This is a genomic window from Streptomyces sp. NBC_00503, assembly GCF_036346895.1.
Taxonomy (GTDB): Bacteria; Actinomycetota; Actinomycetes; order Streptomycetales; family Streptomycetaceae; genus Streptomyces.
This window is the reverse complement of sequence record NZ_CP107855.1, coordinates 1724080-1740664: the sequence shown is the minus strand read 5'-3', so window position 1 is coordinate 1740664 and position 16585 is coordinate 1724080. Positions and strand designations below refer to the sequence as shown.

The following is a 16585-nucleotide window of genomic DNA, read 5'->3' as shown; positions in this document are numbered from 1 at the left end:
GCGCGTGCTCGGGAGGAATGCCATGAAGGCCCACGACGGGATGTACATAGGCGGCGAGTGGCGGGCCGCCGTAGGCCGCGACCGCATCGAGGTCCTCAACCCGGCGGACGAGCAGGTCATCGCCTCGGTCCCGGCGGGCACGGCCGAGGACGTGGACGAGGCGGTACGTGCGGCACGTGCGGCCTTCCCGTCCTGGGCGGCCACGGCTCCGGCCGAGCGGGCGGCCCTGATCGGAGCCCTGCGCGACGTGCTGGTCTCCCGCAAGGGCGAGTTGGCCGAGACCATCACCGCCGAGCTCGGCTCCCCGCTGGGCTTCTCGGAGATGGTCCACGTCGGGGCGCCGGTCGCGGTGGCCTCCTCGTTCGCCGAGCTCGGGGCCTCGTACGCCTTCGAGGAGCGGCTCGGGAACTCGACCGTGCTGCTGGAGCCGGTCGGTGTGGTCGGCGCGATCACGCCCTGGAACTACCCGCTGCACCAGATCGTTGCCAAGGTGGCACCCGCTCTCGCCGCCGGCTGCACCCTCGTCCTCAAGCCGGCCGAGGACACCCCGCTGACCGCACAGCTCTTCGCCGAAGCCGTGCACGAGGCGGGGATCCCGGCCGGGGTCTTCAACCTGGTGACCGGCACCGGCCCGGTCGCCGGTCAGGCCCTGGCCGCGCACGAGGGAGTCGACCTCGTCTCCTTCACCGGATCCACCGCCGTCGGCAGGCAGATCGGTGCCACGGCCGGCGCCGCCGTCAAGCGGGTCGCCCTCGAACTGGGCGGCAAATCGGCCAACGTCATCCTGCCCGGAGCCGACCTGGCCAAGGCCGTCGCGACCGGCGTGGGCCACGTCATGAACAACTCCGGCCAGAGCTGCAACGCGCTCACCCGCATGCTCGTCCACCGGGACCAGTACGAGGAGGCCGTCTCCCTCGCGGCCGCCGCCGTCGCCAAGTACCCCTCCGGCGACCCCCGCGACCCGGGCACCCGCCTGGGCCCGGTGATCAACGCCAAGCAGCGCGACCGGGTGCGCGGGTTCATCGCCAAGGGGGTGGAGGAAGGCGCACGCCTCGTCGCGGGCGGGCCCGAGGCGCCGCACGGACAGGGGTACTTCATCGCCCCGACCGTGTTCGCCGACGTCACGCCGGAGATGACCATCGCCCAGGAGGAGATCTTCGGCCCGGTGCTGTCGATCCTCTCCTACGAGGACCAGGACGAGGCCCTGGCCATCGCGAACGGCACCGTGTACGGGCTGGGCGGAGCCGTCTGGGCGGCGGACGAGGAGACGGCGGTGGCCTTCGCCCGCCGGATGGACACCGGCCAGGTGGACATCAACGGCGGCCGCTTCAACCCGCTCGCGCCCTTCGGCGGGTACAAGCAGTCGGGCGTGGGCCGCGAGCTGGGCCCGCACGGCCTCGCCGAGTACCTCCAGACCAAGTCCCTGCAGTTCTAGTCCCTGCAGTTCTCACCGCCTCAGTCCCGGCCCCCGCAATCACGGAGACATCGATCATGGTCCGCGCCGCCATCCTGCCCGCCGTCGGAGCACCGCTGGAGATCCGGGACATCGTGCTGCCCGATCCAGGGCCCGGGCAGGTCCGGGTGCGGCTCGCTGCGGCCGGGGTCTGTCACTCAGACCTCTCGCTCACCAACGGCACCATGCGGGTACCCGTACCCGCCGTCCTCGGCCACGAGGGCGCGGGCACGGTGCTCGCCGTCGGCGAAGGGGTCACCCATGTCGTGCCCGGCGACGGGGTCGTCCTCAACTGGGCCCCGTCCTGCGGGGAGTGCCACCACTGCTCGATCGGCGAGGTCTGGCTCTGCGTCAAGGCCCTCGCCGGGGTCGGGGCGGTCTACGCCCACGACGCCCGGGGGACCGAGCTGCACCCCGGGCTGAACGTGGCCGCCTTCGCCGAGGAGACGGTGGTCGCGGCCAACTGCGTACTGCCCGCCCCGGCCGGGATCCCGCTCACCGAGGCGGCCCTGCTCGGGTGCGCCGTCCTCACCGGATACGGAGCCGTCCACCACAGTGCCCAGGTCCGCCCCGGCGAATCGGTGGCCGTCTTCGGAGTCGGCGGGGTGGGACTCGCCGCGCTCCAGGCGGCCCGGATCGCCATGGCGGGCCCGATCGTGGCCGTGGACGTCTCCCCGGCCAAGGAGGAACTGGCGCGGGCGGCCGGGGCCACGGAGTTCGTGCTCGCCTCCGACACCACCGCCAAGCAGATCCGGTCCCTGACCGGCGGGCACGGCGCGGACGTCGCCATCGAGTGCGTGGGCCGTGCCGAGACCATCCGCGGCGCCTGGGAGTCCACCCGCCGTGGCGGCCGTACGACGGTCGTCGGCATCGGCGGCAAGGAGCAGCAGGTCTCCTTCCACGCGCTGGAGATCTTCCACTTCGCCCGCACCCTCACCGGCTGCGTCTACGGCAACAGCGACCCCGCCCGCGACCTCCCGGTGATCGCCGCCCACGTCCGGGCCGGCCGGCTCGACCTCGGCGCCATGGTCACCGACCGCATCACCCTCGACGGGATCCCGGCCGCCTTCGACGCGATGCTGGCGGGCAAGGGCGGCCGGTCGCTGATCGTCTTCTGACACCGGGCGCCCGCCGCCTCCGCTGGCGGTCCGGCCCGGACCTCATCGCTCCCGGGCCGGCCCGCGCGCCGGAGCTACGGGGTCTGCGCCAAGGCCGCGTACTGGAGGGCCAGGCCGTCCAGCAGGGCGGCCAGGCCCGTTTCGAAGGCGCCCTCGTCCACTTCCTGCTGCCGTTTCGCCAGCAGGTGGGCCTGGCCCAGGTGCGGGTAGTCCGCCGGGTCGTACGCCGTGCGGTCGTCCACGAAACCCCGGGCGAACGAGGCCACCGCCGAGCCCAGGATGAAGTACCGCATCAGTGCGCCGATCCGGGTCGCCTGCGCCGGGGGCCAGCCCGCGGCGGTCATGGAGCCGAAGACGGCGTCGGCCACCCGCAGCCCGGCCGGCCGGCGCCCCGGGCCGCGCGCCAGCACCGGGACGATGTTCGGATGGTCGGACAGGGCAGCCCGGTACGAGTGCGCCCAGTCGTGCAGCGCGACCTGCCATTCCCGTCCGTCCCCGGGCTCGAACATCGACAAGTCGACCCGAGCGCTCACCGCGTCCGCGACCGCGTCCAGGATCTCGTCCTTGGTGCGGAAGTGGTTGTAGAGGGAAGGGCCGCTGACCCCCAGCGCCGCCGCCAGCCGCCGCGTGGAGACGGCCTCCAGGCCCTCCGCGTCCACCAGCGCACCCGCCGCCTCGACGATGCGGTCTCTGCTGAGGAGGGGCTTGCGCGGTCTGGCCATGCGCCACATAGTAGGGCCTGCCCGCCATAAACTACCGGTGCTAGTTAACCTCCCGGTTGACCCCGCGCCGACGCTGCGACCTCGCAGTCCGACCGGAGGTGCCCGGTGAATCTGGAACTCAGCGCGGAGCAGTCCGCCGTCCGCGATCTCGCCCGCGCGTTCACCGAGCGGGAGATCGCCCCGTACGCCGCCGCGTGGGACCGCGCGGAGAGCGTGGACCGGGCCGTCGTCAAGAAGCTCGGCTCCGTCGGCTTCCTCGGCCTGACCGTCCCCGAGGAGTACGGCGGCTCCGGCGGCGACCACCTCTCCTACGTCCTGGTCACCGAGGAACTCGGCCGCGGCGACTCCGCCGTCCGCGGCATCGTCTCCGTCTCCCTCGGCCTGGTCGCCAAGACCATCGCCTCCTGGGGGAGCGAGGAGCAGAAGCGGGCCTGGCTGCCCCGGCTGTGCGCCGGCGAGGCGCTCGGCTGCTTCGGCCTCACCGAGCCCGGCACCGGCTCCGACGCGGCCGCCCTCACCACCCGCGCCACGCGCGAAGGGGACTCGTACCTCATCAGCGGCAGCAAGATGTTCATCACCAACGGCACCTGGGCCGACGTGGTGCTGCTCTTCGCCCGGACCGACGACGAGCCCGGCCACCGCGGCATCTCCGCCTTCCTCGTCCCCGCCGACAGCCCGGGCCTGACCCGCCGCGAGATCCACGGCAAGCTCGGACTGCGCGGCCAGGCCACCGCCGAACTCGCCCTCGACGGGGTCCGGGTGCCCGCCTCCGCGATGCTGGGCCCCGAGGGCAAGGGCTTCTCCGTGGCCATGTCGGCCCTCGCCAAGGGCCGGATGTCAGTGGCCGCAGGCTGCGTAGGCATCGCCCAGGCCGCGCTGGACGCGGCCGTCTCCTACGCCGCCCAGCGCGAGCAGTTCGGCAAGCCCATCGCCCACCACCAGCTGGTCCAGGAGCTGATCGCCGACATCTCCGTCGACGTGGACGCGGCCCGGCTGCTGACCTGGAGGGTCGCCGACCTGATCGACCGGGGGCAGCCCTTCGCCACCGAGTCCTCCACGGCCAAGCTCTTCGCCTCCGAGGCCGCCGTCCGCGCCGCGAGCAACGCCCTCCAGGTGCACGGCGGTTACGGCTACATCGACGAGTACCCCGCAGGCAAACTACTGCGCGACGCCCGCGTGATGACCCTGTACGAGGGCACCAGCCAGATCCAGAAGCTGCTGATCGGCCGCGCCCGCACGGGAGTTTCGGCGTTCTGACCCCGGAGCCGTGCCGGGATGAGTACGTGCGTGAGTACGCGTGCGGATGTGACGCGGGCCGCACCGGGCCAGGCTGGAGCCATGAACGAGACACCGGTTAAGCAGCAGAGCACGGGGGCTTACTACGGTCAGGCCGTCGCCTCCTTCGGAATCGCCATCGCCGCCGTCGGCCTGGGGATCTACAACATGAACGCCGACGGCTGGGTGCGCGCCTTCCTCGGCATCGCGGTCCTGTACCTGACCACCTCCGCCTTCACCCTCGCCAAGGTCGTCCGTGACCGGCAGGAGGTCACGCAGATCGTCAGCCGCGTCGACCAGGCCCGGATGGAGAAGATGATGGCGGAGTACGACCCCTTCGCCCCGAAGTAGCACCGGCCCGGGGCCGGAGGCCGAGAGACGGCCTAAGCGCTTGCTCACCCTCCGGTAAGCTGTCCCTTCCCTCCCCATCGGGGCGAGGGCACTACAGGCAGCGCGAAGAGGGTGAGACGGCGATGGACGGCGTGCAGGAGACGGTCGACGGCTACCGGCCGTGGTCGGAGGTCACCCCCGACGCCGCGCGGCGGCTGCTCGTCGCCGCCGTCGAGGCCTTCGCGGAGCGCGGGTACCACGCCACCACCACCCGCGACATCGCGGGGCGGGCCGGCATGAGCCCGGCCGCGCTCTACATCCACTACAAGACCAAGGAAGAGCTGCTCCACCGGATCAGCCGGATCGGCCACGACAAGGCCCTGGAGATCCTGGACACCGCCGCCTCCGGGCCGGGGACCGCCGCCGAGCGACTCGACGTGGCCGTACGGGCCTTCGTGCGCTGGCACGCGGCCCATCACACCACTGCGCGCGTGGTCCAGTACGAGCTCGATGCTCTCGGTCCGGAGCACCGCTCCGAAATCGTGGCACTGCGCCGGCGGAGCGACGCCGCGATCCGCCGCATCCTCTCCGACGGGGTCGCCGCGGGGGAGTTCGACGTCCCCGACGTCCCCGGCACCACCCTCGCCGTGCTCTCGCTCTGCATCGACGTCGCCCGCTGGTTCAGCACGGAGGGCCGCCGCACGCCCGACGAGGTCGGCGCGCTCTACTCCGGCCTCGTGCTCCGCATGGTGGCGGCCCGGCCGGGGGCCCCCGGGGCCCCCGCGGCTCGGACGGCTCAGAAGTAGTAGCGGGAGACCGACTCCGCCACGCACACCGGCTTGTCGGCGCCCTCGCGCTCGACCGTGACGGTCGCCGCCACCTGTACGCCGCCGCCCGCCTCCACGACCTCCGTGATCAGCGCGGTCGCGCGCAGTCGCGAGCCGACGGGTACCGGCGCCGGGAAACGGACCTTGTTCACCCCGTAGTTGATGCCCATCTTCATGCCCTCGACCCGCATGATCTGCGGCACCAGGCTCGGCAGCAGCGACAGCGTGAGGTACCCGTGCGCGATGGTGGAGCCGAAGGGTCCGTCCGCCGCCCGCACCGGGTCCACATGGATCCACTGGTGGTCGCCGGTGGCGTCCGCGAAGAGGTCGATCCGCTTCTGGTCCACCTCCAGCCAGCCGCTGGGGCCGAGCGGCTCGCCGATCCCGGCGGTCAGCTCCTCGGCGGACGTGAAGATCCTCGGTTCGGACATACCCGTACCTCTCCCTGACGAATAAGCGCTTGCTCAGCAGCTCAGCATGCTGGGGCCGTATGTATCTGTCAACGACGGGTCCACCGATCGATGTCGGTCCGGCCGACTACCCTCGGCGGTGTGCCGCAGATTCCCGAAAAAGTCCACGAACTCACCGTCGGCCAGCTGTCCGCCCGCAGCGGCGCGGCCGTCTCCGCACTGCACTTCTACGAGACCAAGGGCCTGATCACCAGCCGCCGCACGGCCGGGAACCAGCGCCGCTACACCCGGGACGCCCTGCGCCGCGTGGCCTTCGTGCGCGCCGCCCAGCGCGTGGGCATCCCCCTCGCCAGCATCCGCGACGCGCTCGCCCGGCTCCCCGAAGGCCGCACCCCCAACCGCGAGGACTGGGCCCGCCTCTCCGAGAGCTGGCGCACCGAGCTCGACCACCGCATCAGCCAACTCAGCCGCCTGCGCGACCATTTGACCGACTGCATCGGCTGCGGCTGCCTCTCCCTGGAGAACTGCGCCCTGTCCAACCCGGACGACGTCTTCGGCGAACGCCTCACCGGCTCCCGGCTCTAGGCCGTCTCTTTCGGATCTTGCCGGGTCCGCGCCGCCGCCGCGACCAGCTCCGCATTCGACCGCGCCGCCCGGCCGTCCGGCAGGTGCAGCACATCGCCTACGCCGGTCCGCGCGCCCGTACCGCAGCGCGCGGCCAGCCGCAGCACGGGCCAGGAGGCCGCCTCCCGCCCGAACAGCAGCACCGGCACGGGCGGCAGCCGTCGCAGCAGTTCCAGGGTCGCGCCCGGGTCGGCGAAGGCCGGCTCGGCGCAGAGCCGGACCCGCGCGCGGTCCCGTACCGGCCAGGCCAGGAACCGGGCCAGCGGCTCCGGCGGCCCGCCCACCGCGACCTCCGCGTCGACCGCGACCCCGCGCTCCAGCAGGGCCTCGGCCAGCTCCCGGGCCCCCGGCTCCGCGAAACGCACCACCGCCCGGTCCGGCAGCACCGTCCACGACCGCACCCGCTCCAGCCGCCCCACCGGATCGGGCTCGGCGGCGACACTGGCGAGCACGCAGAGCGGCACACCGGCCGAAGGGCGCAGGCCGTCGGACCCGCCCCCGCTCCCGCCCCCGGACCCCGACCCGATCCCCGCGTCCCGCAGGGCCTCCAGTAGCGGTCCCACCACCCGGGGGGAGAGGCTCTCCCGGCCGCACGGGGTGCGCGGGTGCACCAGTACCTCCCCGGCCCCCGCGGCCACCGCCCCCAGCGCCGATTCCACCAGGTCACCGGGGGACACCGGCACGGCCGCCCCGTCGGCGGCCCCCCGGGAGCCGTTCAGCGACACCAGCAGCGGAGGCCGCGACCACTCGGGACCCGGCCCCTGCCCCGCGGGTCTCACGCCGCGCCCGCCAGGCCGGGGCCGGCCGGAGCCGAGGCGGCCAGGGCGGAGTCCGCCAGGGCCGGTCTGGGAACCACGATTCCGCAGCCCGCGCACACCGGGCCGTCCCATCCCCACGCCGTGGCGCCGGACGCCGCCCGCACCGGCCAGTGCAGTTCCCGGGCCCCGCACACCGGGCAGACCGTGCCCGGCTCCGACTCCAGCGCCACCACCAGCCGCCGCAGCACCTCGCCCAGCGCCCCCTGCGGCCGGACCCCCGGATCGGCGCACCGCACCACCGCGTCCCCGCTCCCGCCCCAGGCCCACTCCGGCCGCCGCTGCCCGTCGTGCTTCTCCCGACGGCGCCGCTCCGCGAACTGGCGCTCGTACTCCAGCCAGACCGCCCGCGCCTCCTCCAATTCCTCCAGCGCCGCCACCAGCCGCAGCGGGTCGGCCGCCCGGTCCTCGGGGCCGATCCCGTGCCGGTCGCACAGGTGCCACCAGGTCGCGCGGTGCCCGTAGGGGGCGAACCGCTCCAGGCAGCGGCGCAGCGAATGGCGCCGCAGGGCACGGTCGTTGCGCGCATCGCGCACCTGATGGGCCAGACTCCGGAAACCCGCCATCACACCTTCACCTCCGCCGAGCGCCCAGCATCGAGCGCCGAGCGCGGCGCCCGCCGAGCACCGCGCCGTTTTGCCCAACATGCCCGGCCCGGCGTGGGCGCATGCGGGGGCGGTCGAGGCGTGCGGGTGGCACATGGCCGGAACTCAGCGCCCCATGCGCCCCGCGACGACCACCAGCCGGGCCAGCTCCTCGTGGCAGATGTCGCTGTGCGCCCCCGAAGGGGCCCCGCCGCTGCGCACCACGGAACCGGCGTCGACGCTGACGCAGCCCGCCGCCGGGAGGCCGCCGCGCAGGGCGGCGTCGAGGGTCAGCCGGAGTGCGCCCGGCACCGCCTGGACCCCGTCGTGCCCGATGGCGCCCCACCGCTCGTCGAATCCCATGAGACCGGCCGAATCGCCCGCCATCCGGGAGGCCAGCGGGTAGAACACCTTGAGGGCCGAGTCGTACGGGGAGTGGCAGGCGGCCACCGGGCCGTCGACCCGGCCCTGGAGTCCGCGCAGGGCGCCGCCGCGGTCCCGGTCGTGGGGCAGGCTCTCGGCGAACGCGTAGTGGGAGAAGGCTCCTTGGAGGAGCGTCAGGGACTTCACGTTGCGCGCCCCGGCCGGCAGCGCGCGCAGGGCGAAGGACACCACCCGGCCGCCGAAGCTGTGGCCGATGAGGTGGATCCGCAAGGCCGGGCGGCGGCGGGCCAGTTCCGCCAGCACCGGGCCGAGGCCGTGCTCGCCGACCACCCCGGCCCGTGCCTTCATCTGGTAGTACGTGGCCTGGCGCAGCACCTCCTTGGCGCCGTTCCACAGCGTCCGCATCCCGCCTCCGACCGAGAAGGCCTCGCCCGTGCGGCCGCCGGGGAACTCCCCGGGGAGCGTGGCGCCCGCCTCGACCAGGGCCTCGGTGAAGCTGCGGCACACCTGGATCACGTCCTCGGTGAGGAAGGCGGGGACCTCGCGGGGGGTGAAGGCCGCCGCCAGGTCGTCGCCCGCGCCCACCCCGTCCACCCCGGCCAGCTCCCGGACCAGCGCCCCGAACTCGGCGAACGCGCCCTCCTCCGCCGGCCGTTCCTCCAGCAGTTCGCAGATCCGGTCCAGCTCGGCGGCCCGGCCGGGCCAGAACGCGCCGAGCGCCTGCCGGGTGGCCGGCCCCAGGGCCGCCCCGTGGCCCGGCTCCGCGAGCACGCCCGACGCACTGGGCCGTGCGTCGAAGTCGGGGATCGGCTCGTCCGCGAACCGGATCGAGGGCCACACGACCCCCACGTACCCCAGCCGCACCCCGTTCCCCACCAGATCCGCGAAGGGAGCGTAGAACCGGTCGAAGAGCCGGATCGCGGTGGACCGTTCGGAGTTCCATCCGTGGGCGAAGACCAGCAGGTCCGTGGCCTCGATCCCGAAGAGCGCCTCCCGGGCGCCCGCGGCCGCGTCGCCCTCGGAGTCGAAGGTCAGCTCCAGGTACGGGCGGACTCCGATCCCCGCCGTCTGTGCCGCCAGTCCGCCGATGTCCACCATGACGTCCCCCTCCACGCCGGGTCCCTGTGCCTGTCCGCAGCATCCTGCGAGGACGCCCACCCGGCCAGACCTCGGGAAGCACCGGCTCACGGATAGAGGAGGTACTTCTCCCGCACCGCCGCGAATCCCGCCAGGCCCGCCGCCCAGTCGCCCGCGACCTCCTCCACCCCGGCCCCCGCGTCGATCATCCGCCGGACCCGGTCGGAGCCCGTGAGCCGGTCGATCCACTGGTCCGGCCGCCACGCGAAGCCGCTCCACGTCCGCTTCGCCGTGACGAGCAGCCCGATGCCGGCCCGTACCGGGTCGAAGGCCTCCCGGTCGTGCACGATCAGCCGGACCCCGCCGCAGACCTTCCCCGCGTGCTTGGAGAAGGACGGCGTGAAATACGCCTCCCGGAACCACACGCCCGGCAGTTCCAGCGCGTTCGCCGCCTGCGCCCAGCGCCGGTCGACGCCCTCCGCGCCGACCAGCTCGAAGGGGGTGGTGGTGCCGCGCCCCTCGGACAGGTTCGTCCCCTCGAACAGACAGGTGCCTGCGTACGCGAGGGCCGTGGCCGGGGTCGGCATGTTCGGGCTGGGCGGCACCCAGGGCAGCCCGGTCGCGTCGAAGAACGACTCCCGCCGCCACCCCGTCATCCGCACCACCCGCGGCCGGACGGCTCCCGGGCCCAGGAACTCGCCCGCGAAGAGCCCGGCCAGCTCGCCCGCCGTCATCCCGTGCGCGAGCGCGATCGGCTCCCGGCCCACGAAGCTCGCGTACGGGCGCTGCAGCACGGGTCCGGCCGCCCGCCGGGCGCCGACCGGGTTGGGGCGGTCCAGCACCACCACCGCCTTGCCGGCGAGGGCGGCCGCGCGCATGCAGTCGTAGAGGGTCCAGATGTAGGTGTAGAAGCGGGCGCCGACGTCCTGGATGTCGAAGACCACCGTGTCGATCCCGGCGGCCGTGAAGACGTCCGCGAGCTGCTGGCCGCTCTTGTCGTACGTGTCGTACACGGGCAGCCCGGTCGCCGGATCGCGCCCGGCCCCCTCCGAATCGCCCGCCTGCGCCGTACCGCGGAAGCCGTGCTCGGGGCCGAACACCGCGACCAGGTGCACGCGTTCGTCGGCGTGCAGTACGTCGACCAGGTGGCGGGCGTCCGTGGTGATCCCGGTGGGGTTGGTGACCACCCCGATCCGCTGACCGGCCAGGGCGGCGTACCCGTCGGCGGCGAGAACCTCGAAGCCGGTCCGCACCCTGTCGGGGACAGGCGCCCTCCCGGCGCCCCCGGCGACCCCCACGGCCGCAGCCGTCCCGGCGGCCCCCACGGCGCCCAGGCTTCCCGCAGCCCCGGCCAGTCCCAGCAACCCGCGTCGCGACAGCGTCATCGCGCCAAACTAGGGCGCCGACCTCTTCCGCCCCGACATACCGACTGGTTAGTCTGCCGGTGTTTCGAAGTGCGCCGGCCCCGAGGTGGCTGCCGGCGGCCGGCCATGAAGGGTGATCCGCGTGAACGCGTTCCAGGACCAGCGAGTCGTCGTCACCGGAGCGGGCGGCGGCATCGGCGCCGCCCTCGCCCACCGGTTCGCCGCCGAGGGAGCCACGGTCGTGGTCAACGACCTCGACCCCGCCAAGGCCGCCGCCGTCGCGGAGGCGATCGGCGCCCGCGCCCTCGCGGTCCCCGGCGACGCCTCAGCCGTCGTCGCCGCCGCCCGCGAAGCCCTCGGCGGCACGGTGGACGTGTACTGCGCCAACGCCGGACTCGCCTCCGGCGGCGACGCCTTCGCCGAGGAAGCCGTCTGGGAGGCGGCCTGGGACACCAACGTCATGGCCCACGTCCGCGCCGCCCGGCAGCTGCTGCCCGACTGGCTGGAGCGCGGGAGCGGCCGCTTCGTGTCCACCGTCTCGGCCGCCGGGCTGCTGACCATGATCGGAGCGGCCCCGTACAGTGTCACCAAGCACGGCGCGCTCGCCTTCGCGGAATGGCTCTCGCTGACCTACCGCCACCGCGGGCTCCAGGTCCACGCCATCTGCCCGCAGGGGGTCCGGACCGACATGCTCACCGCCGCGGGATCGGCGGGCGAGCTGGTCCTCGCGCCGACCGCGATCGAGCCGGAAGCGGTCGCGGACGCCCTGTTCGACGGCATGGAGAAGGGCCGGTTCTTGATCCTCCCGCACCCCGAGGTCGCGGACTTCTACGCGGCCCGCGCCACCGATCCGGAGCGCTGGCTCGGCTCCATGAACCACCTCCAGCGCAAATGGGAGGCCCGATGACCCAGGACGCCCCGGAATCCCCGCGGACGACCCCGCCCTCCCGCTACGCCGCCAAGCCCTGGCTCGCCCGGCTCACCCCGGTCCAGCGGGCCCCCGTCGCACCCCTGCCCAGCGTGCTGCACGCCTTCCGCGCGGCCGTCGCCCGCGCCCCCGGGCGCACCGCGCTCGCCTACTTCGACGGCCGGCTCGACTACGCCGAGGCCGACGCGCTCTCCGACTCCCTCGCCGGGTACCTCGCCGCGCAGGGCATCGGCCGCGGGGACCGGGTCGCGGTCATGCTCCAGAACACCCCGCACTTCGTGCTCGCCGTCCTGGCCGCCTGGAAGGCCGGCGCGGTCGTGGTCCCGCTCAACCCGATGTACAAGTCCGGCGAGGTCGGCCACATCCTGCGCGACTCCGGGGCCGCCGCGCTGGTGTGCGACGCCCGCGCCTGGCCCGCGTACCTGCGCGAGGCCGCGTACGGCACCGGCGTCCGCCTCACCCTGACCGCGTCCGACCTGGACTTCCAGACCCGTGACGACGTACGGGTCCTCGCGCCGGGACCTCGCCCGGAGCAGGCGGCCGACGCCGCCGACCTCGCCGAGGTGGCCCGGCGCGGCCACCCCGCACCGCCGGATCCGGGTCTGACCGCCGCCGACACCGCCCTCATCAGCTACACCTCCGGCACCAGCGGCACCCCCAAGGGCGCCATGAACCCGCACGGCGCCCTCACGCACAACGCCACGCGCCAGGTCACCGGGCACCCCCTCCCCGAAGGCGCCGGCTACTTCGCCCTCGCCCCCCTCTTCCACATCACCGGCATGGTCTGCGAGCTCGCGGCCTGCTTCACCAACGCCGGCACCCTCGTCCTCGCCCACCGCTTCGACGCCGGCGTGGTCCTCGACGCCTTCCTCGAACACCGCCCCGCCTACACCGTGGGACCGGCCACCGCCTTCATGGCGCTCGCCGCCCAACCCGGAGTCACCCCCGAGCACTTCGCCTCGTTCCGGGTGATCTCCTCCGGCGGGGCCCCGCTCCCGCCCGCCCTCGTCGAACGCCTCCGCGACACCTTCGGCTTCTACCTGCGCAACGGCTACGGCCTCACCGAGTGCACCGCCCCCTGCGCCTCCGTGCCCGCGCACCTCGAAGCCCCCGTCGACCCCGTCTCCGGCACCCTCTCGGTGGGCGTGCCCGGCGCCGACACCCTCGTACGGATCCTCGACGGGAGCGGAGCCGAGGTCCCCTTCGGCGAAACCGGGGAGATCGCCGTCCGCGGTCCCCAGGTCGTCCCCGGCTACTGGGGGCTGCCCGACGACACCGCCAAGGCCTTCCCCGACGGTGAACTGCGCACCGGAGACGTCGGGTTCATGGACGCGGACGGCTGGCTCTACGTGGTCGACCGCAAGAAGGACATGATCAACGCGTCCGGTTTCAAGGTCTGGCCGCGCGAGGTGGAGGACGTGCTCTACACCCACCCCGCCGTCCGCGAGGCGGCCGTCGTCGGCATCCCCGACCCCTACCGCGGCGAGAGCGTGAAGGCCTACGTGAGCCTGCGCCCCGGGACCACGGCCGACCCGGCGGAACTGTCCGCGTACTGCGCCGCCCGCATCGCCGCGTACAAGTACCCGCGCCAAGTGGAGATCCTGCCTGTCCTTCCGAAGACGACCAGTGGCAAGATCCTGCGACGGGAACTGCGCGACCGCGGCTGAAAACAGCCGCACGCCGCACGACCGAGGGATCAGGAAAGGAAGGCGAGCGCCATGGCCGCCAAGACCACGACGGAGACCGTCGGCGCACACGAGGCCCCGGTACCGCAGCGGCTGCTGGCCGTCGCGACCAGGCTGTTCGCCGAGCGCGGCTACGACCGCACCTCGGTGCAGGAGATCGTCGAGGCGGCCGGAGTCACCAAGGGCGCGCTCTACCACTACTTCGGATCCAAGGACGATCTGCTGCACGAGGTGTACGCGCGCATGCTGCGCCTCCAGCAGCAGCGGCTCGACGCGGTGGCCGAATCCGATGCCCCCGTCGAGGAGCGGCTGCGGGCCGCCGCCGCCGACGTGGTGGTGACCACCATCGAGAACCTCGACGACGCGGCGATCTTCTTCCGGTCGATGCACCAGCTGAGCCCGGAGAAGTTCAAGCAGGTGCGGGCGGAGCGCCGGCGCTACCACGAGCGGTTCCGGGCGCTGGTCGAGGAGGGGCAGCGCTCCGGGGTCTTCTCCACCGCGACCCCGGCGGACCTGGTGGTGGACTACCACTTCGGGTCCGTCCACCACCTGTCGACCTGGTACCGCGAGGACGGCCCGCTCACCCCGCAGCAGCTGGCCGACCACCTCGCCGACCTGCTGCTGCGGGCGCTGCGCCCGTAGGGATCCCTCATATCGACGCGGTCGCCAGGGCCGGGTAGTCGTTGTACCCCTCCGCCCCCTGTACGTGCATCAGGAACTCGGGGCGGATCTCGTTGAGGGGGGCGTCCGCGCGCAGCCGCTCCACGAAGTCGGGGTTGGCGAGGAACCCCCGGCCCAGCGAGACCAGGTCGGCGCCCTCGGCCAGGAGCCGTTCGGCGACGCCCTTGCCGCCGTCGGCCGCGAACTGCTCCCGGGTGAGCATCTGGTTGGCGATCAGCGTGCCCGGCCAGGCCTTGCGGTGCTCCTGGAACCGGGCCCGCTCCCGGTCGGCGTAGAGGATGTGGAGATAGGCCGGGTCCATCTCCGCCAGGGCCGCCAGCAGCGCCGGATAGATCTCCCCGGTGTCGCCCTCCTCGATGCCGTTGACGCCGACTCCGGGCGAGATCCGTATGCCGACCCGCTCCCGGCCGATGGCCCCGGCGACGGCCCGGACCACCTCGACGGCGAACCGGATCCGGTTCTCCACCGGGCCGCCCCACTCGTCGGTCCGCAGGTTGGTGCCCTTCGCCAGGAACTGGTGGGGCAGGAACCCGTTGGCGGCGTGCACCTCCACCCCCGCGAAACCGGCCTCCACCGCATTGCGGGCCGCGGCCCGGAAGTCGGCGAGGGTGGACCGGATGTCCTCGGCCGTCATCGCGCGCGGAGCGGCGGCGTCCCGCAGCCCGCCGGGGGTGTGCAGCTGCTCGGGGAGCCGTACGGCGGACGGCGCGAGCGGTACGTGGCCACTGGTGTCGGGGTGGCCCACCCGGCCGCCGTGTTCCAGCTGGAGGAACATCGCCGCGCCGCCTCCCCGGCCGTCGGCGCCCGCCCGCACCGCGTCGGTGACCCGGCGCCAGCCGGCGATCTGGTCCGCGGTGTGGATCCCGGGGATGTTCGGGTAGGCCTGCCCCACGGCGCTGGGCGCGGTGCCCTCGGCGATGATCAGACCGGCCGAGGCGCGCTGCGCGTAGTGCACGGCCATCAGCTGCCCGGGGACTCCGTCGGCGCCCGCCCGGTTGCGGGTCAGGGGCGCCATCACCAGGCGGTTGGGGAGTTCGAGCCCGCCGAGGGTGGCGGGGGCGAAGAGGCGGGAGACGGCGGGAAGGACCTGCTGCGTGTTCGTCATGCCCGTAACCTAAAACCTGACATCAATGTCAGATTCAAGTCCGGAAACGACGGAAACGACGGAAACGACGGAGACGACGGGGGCGGCGGGGCATGCGGATCGGCGAACTGGCGGCGCGCACCGGGGTCAGCGAGCGCTCGCTGCGGTACTACGAGAAGCAGGGGCTGCTGGTCTCCGACCGGACCCCCGGCGGCCACCGCGACTACGCGGAGCGGGCGGTGGACCGGGTCATCCGGATCCAGGAGCTCTACGCGGCGGGCCTGCACAGCACGAAGATCGCGCAGATCCTGCCGTGCATGCGCGACGCGGACGGCGGGCCGAACGTACGGGCCACCCCGCTGCTCGTCGCCGAGCTGAAGACGGAACGGGACCGGATCGACCGGCTGATCGCCGATCTGATCCGGTCCCGCGAGGTACTGGACGAGGTCATCGACACGGCGGCGGGTCGCACCATCGAGCCGCTGGCCGCGGCCGTCGAAAGGCCCTAGCCGACAGCGGCCCTAGCCGAGCGGGGCCACGTCGCGCCCCCAGGTCTCCTTGGCCACCACGGCGAAGGAGATGTACCAGGCGACGCCCGCCGTGAACAGGCCGAGGAACCCGCCGGTGTGGCCGAGCGCGGTGCTCTGGGCCAGGTCGCCGAGGGCGAGGAAGAGGAAGGTCAGCGCCAGCGAGACGAACAGCACGCGGTGCGCGACGTCCAGCTTCATCGCGGCGATCGACATGTACGCGGTGAAGATGAACCAGCCCACGAGGAACCAGCCGGTCGCCACGTGCGCCTGGTCGGCGGGCAGCGTCGGGACGACGAACTTCACGTAGGCCGCGAAGGACATCCAGAACGCGCCGTACGAGACGAACGCCGTGGTCCCGAAGGTGTTGCCGCGGCGGAACTCCAGCAGGCCCGCGGCGAACTGCGCGAGGCCGCCGTAGAACAGCGCCAGCGGCAGCACGACGGCGCTGAGCGCGGCGTTCGAGATCAGGCCCGAGTTGAAGAGGCTGAGCACGAAGGTGGTGAGGGCGAACGCCGCCAGCCCGAGCGGGCCGGGGTTGGCGACCTTGACCGCCGGAGCCGCGGACGCGGGTGCGGGGGCGACGACGGCCGGGGCCGCCGGCGCCGGGGTCAGGGTGGAGCTGGGCATGACGGTGTCCACTTTCGGTTTGGGTGTATACCGAATATATCGGACCTTTCTAGTGGTCTGGACCAAT

At 73.5% G+C, this 16585-nt stretch carries 18 protein-coding genes; 10 read left to right on the top strand and 8 right to left on the bottom strand.

Annotation, left to right across the window (positions count from 1 at the left end):
• Positions 1–22: 22 nt before the first annotated feature.
• A complete protein-coding gene (locus tag OG490_RS08165) occupies positions 23–1435 on the top strand; it encodes an aldehyde dehydrogenase family protein (protein ID WP_330295612.1) in 1413 nt (470 codons plus the stop codon).
• A gap of 56 nt (positions 1436–1491) precedes the next feature.
• Complete coding sequence (locus OG490_RS08160) at positions 1492–2571, top strand: Zn-dependent alcohol dehydrogenase (protein ID WP_330295611.1); 1080 nt, start codon at positions 1492–1494, stop codon at positions 2569–2571.
• 74 nt (positions 2572–2645) lie between these two features.
• Here OG490_RS08160 and OG490_RS08155 read toward each other — a convergent pair whose 3' ends face one another.
• Positions 2646–3293, bottom strand: coding sequence for a TetR/AcrR family transcriptional regulator (locus OG490_RS08155; protein ID WP_330295610.1), 648 nt, complete (start codon positions 3291–3293; stop codon positions 2646–2648).
• A gap of 105 nt (positions 3294–3398) precedes the next feature.
• Between OG490_RS08155 and OG490_RS08150 the strand changes: the two genes are divergently transcribed.
• The 3 genes from OG490_RS08150 (at position 3399) to OG490_RS08140 (ending at position 5704) form a co-directional block, all read left to right on the top strand.
• Positions 3399–4550 (top strand): acyl-CoA dehydrogenase family protein, encoded by a 1152-nt coding sequence (locus tag OG490_RS08150; protein ID WP_330295609.1) that lies wholly within the window; start codon positions 3399–3401, stop codon positions 4548–4550.
• Between the two features lie 81 nt (positions 4551–4631).
• Positions 4632–4919, top strand: coding sequence for a YiaA/YiaB family inner membrane protein (locus OG490_RS08145; RefSeq protein ID WP_330295608.1), 288 nt, complete (start codon positions 4632–4634; stop codon positions 4917–4919).
• 122 nt (positions 4920–5041) lie between these two features.
• Positions 5042–5704: a TetR/AcrR family transcriptional regulator gene (locus OG490_RS08140; protein ID WP_330295607.1), complete on the top strand. Its 663-nt coding sequence runs from the start codon at positions 5042–5044 to the stop codon at positions 5702–5704.
• Here OG490_RS08140 and OG490_RS08135 read toward each other — a convergent pair.
• Positions 5695–6156 carry a MaoC family dehydratase gene (locus OG490_RS08135; RefSeq protein ID WP_330295606.1) on the bottom strand — a complete coding sequence of 154 codons (462 nt, stop codon included), beginning with the start codon at positions 6154–6156 and terminating at the stop codon, positions 5695–5697. The two genes, OG490_RS08140 and OG490_RS08135, sit on opposite strands and share 10 nt — an antisense overlap.
• 120 nt (positions 6157–6276) lie before the next feature.
• Between OG490_RS08135 and soxR the strand changes: the two genes are divergently transcribed.
• The gene (soxR, locus tag OG490_RS08130) at positions 6277–6720 is read left to right on the top strand and encodes a redox-sensitive transcriptional activator SoxR (protein WP_330295605.1); all 444 of its coding nucleotides are present in this window, start codon (positions 6277–6279) and stop codon (positions 6718–6720) included.
• Here soxR and OG490_RS08125 read toward each other — a convergent pair.
• From OG490_RS08125 to OG490_RS08110, 4 genes are all read right to left on the bottom strand, one after another.
• Positions 6717–7538, bottom strand: a complete 822-nt coding sequence (locus OG490_RS08125; protein ID WP_330295604.1) for a 3-keto-5-aminohexanoate cleavage protein — start codon at positions 7536–7538, stop codon at positions 6717–6719. The two genes, soxR and OG490_RS08125, sit on opposite strands and share 4 nt — an antisense overlap.
• Positions 7535–8140, bottom strand: a complete 606-nt coding sequence (locus OG490_RS08120; RefSeq protein WP_330295603.1) for a hypothetical protein — start codon at positions 8138–8140, stop codon at positions 7535–7537. The genes OG490_RS08125 and OG490_RS08120 overlap by 4 nt, the downstream gene beginning before the upstream one ends.
• Positions 8141–8284: 144 nt before the next feature.
• Entirely contained in the window at positions 8285–9655 is a 1371-nt protein-coding gene (locus tag OG490_RS08115) for a serine-threonine protein kinase (RefSeq protein WP_330295602.1), read from the bottom strand.
• Positions 9656–9726: 71 nt separating this feature from the next.
• On the bottom strand, positions 9727–11004 hold the full coding sequence (locus OG490_RS08110; RefSeq protein ID WP_330295601.1) for an exo-beta-N-acetylmuramidase NamZ family protein: 1278 nt from the start codon (positions 11002–11004) through the stop codon (positions 9727–9729).
• Between the two features lie 112 nt (positions 11005–11116).
• Here OG490_RS08110 and OG490_RS08105 point away from each other — a divergent pair, with 112 nt between their 5' ends.
• Genes OG490_RS08105 through OG490_RS08095 form a run of 3 tightly spaced genes read left to right on the top strand, consistent with a single transcriptional unit; the run spans position 11117 to position 14238 of the window.
• Positions 11117–11890, top strand: coding sequence for an SDR family oxidoreductase (locus tag OG490_RS08105; protein WP_443065768.1), 774 nt, complete (start codon positions 11117–11119; stop codon positions 11888–11890).
• Positions 11887–13578, top strand: a complete 1692-nt coding sequence (locus OG490_RS08100; protein WP_330295600.1) for a class I adenylate-forming enzyme family protein — start codon at positions 11887–11889, stop codon at positions 13576–13578. Before OG490_RS08105 ends, OG490_RS08100 begins: the two co-directional genes overlap by 4 nt.
• 51 nt (positions 13579–13629) lie before the next feature.
• A complete protein-coding gene (locus tag OG490_RS08095) occupies positions 13630–14238 on the top strand; it encodes a TetR/AcrR family transcriptional regulator (protein ID WP_330295599.1) in 609 nt (202 codons plus the stop codon).
• Between the two features lie 7 nt (positions 14239–14245).
• Here the strand turns inward: OG490_RS08095 and OG490_RS08090 are convergent, their stop codons facing one another.
• The gene (locus OG490_RS08090; protein ID WP_330295598.1) at positions 14246–15382 is read right to left on the bottom strand and encodes an alkene reductase; all 1137 of its coding nucleotides are present in this window, start codon (positions 15380–15382) and stop codon (positions 14246–14248) included.
• 92 nt (positions 15383–15474) lie between these two features.
• Here OG490_RS08090 and OG490_RS08085 point away from each other — a divergent pair, with 92 nt between their 5' ends.
• Positions 15475–15870: a MerR family transcriptional regulator gene (locus tag OG490_RS08085; protein WP_330295597.1), complete on the top strand. Its 396-nt coding sequence runs from the start codon at positions 15475–15477 to the stop codon at positions 15868–15870.
• A gap of 12 nt (positions 15871–15882) precedes the next feature.
• On the opposite strand, the gene OG490_RS08080 is transcribed toward OG490_RS08085, so the two are convergent.
• Positions 15883–16518: an acetate uptake transporter gene (locus OG490_RS08080; protein ID WP_330295596.1), complete on the bottom strand. Its 636-nt coding sequence runs from the start codon at positions 16516–16518 to the stop codon at positions 15883–15885.
• Positions 16519–16585 lie beyond the last annotated feature (67 nt).

Bases quoted from the DNA above. Each gene is read 5' to 3' on its own strand.
- OG490_RS08100 (WP_330295600.1), top strand. From the start codon at position 11,887: ATGACCCAGGACGCCCCGGAATCCCCGCGGACGACCCCGCCCTCCCGC.
- OG490_RS08120 (WP_330295603.1), bottom strand. From the start codon at position 8,140: ATGGCGGGTTTCCGGAGTCTGGCCCATCAGGTGCGCGATGCGCGCAAC.
- OG490_RS08155 (WP_330295610.1), bottom strand. From the start codon at position 3,293: ATGGCCAGACCGCGCAAGCCCCTCCTCAGCAGAGACCGCATCGTCGAG.
- OG490_RS08085 (WP_330295597.1), top strand. From the start codon at position 15,475: ATGCGGATCGGCGAACTGGCGGCGCGCACCGGGGTCAGCGAGCGCTCG.
- OG490_RS08145 (WP_330295608.1), top strand. From the start codon at position 4,632: ATGAACGAGACACCGGTTAAGCAGCAGAGCACGGGGGCTTACTACGGT.
- OG490_RS08160 (WP_330295611.1), top strand. From the start codon at position 1,492: ATGGTCCGCGCCGCCATCCTGCCCGCCGTCGGAGCACCGCTGGAGATC.
- OG490_RS08110 (WP_330295601.1), bottom strand. From the start codon at position 11,004: ATGACGCTGTCGCGACGCGGGTTGCTGGGACTGGCCGGGGCTGCGGGA.
- OG490_RS08090 (WP_330295598.1), bottom strand. From the start codon at position 15,382: ATGACGAACACGCAGCAGGTCCTTCCCGCCGTCTCCCGCCTCTTCGCC.
- OG490_RS08165 (WP_330295612.1), top strand. From the start codon at position 23: ATGAAGGCCCACGACGGGATGTACATAGGCGGCGAGTGGCGGGCCGCC.
- OG490_RS08080 (WP_330295596.1), bottom strand. From the start codon at position 16,518: ATGCCCAGCTCCACCCTGACCCCGGCGCCGGCGGCCCCGGCCGTCGTC.
- OG490_RS08140 (WP_330295607.1), top strand. From the start codon at position 5,042: ATGGACGGCGTGCAGGAGACGGTCGACGGCTACCGGCCGTGGTCGGAG.
- OG490_RS08095 (WP_330295599.1), top strand. From the start codon at position 13,630: ATGGCCGCCAAGACCACGACGGAGACCGTCGGCGCACACGAGGCCCCG.
- OG490_RS08135 (WP_330295606.1), bottom strand. From the start codon at position 6,156: ATGTCCGAACCGAGGATCTTCACGTCCGCCGAGGAGCTGACCGCCGGG.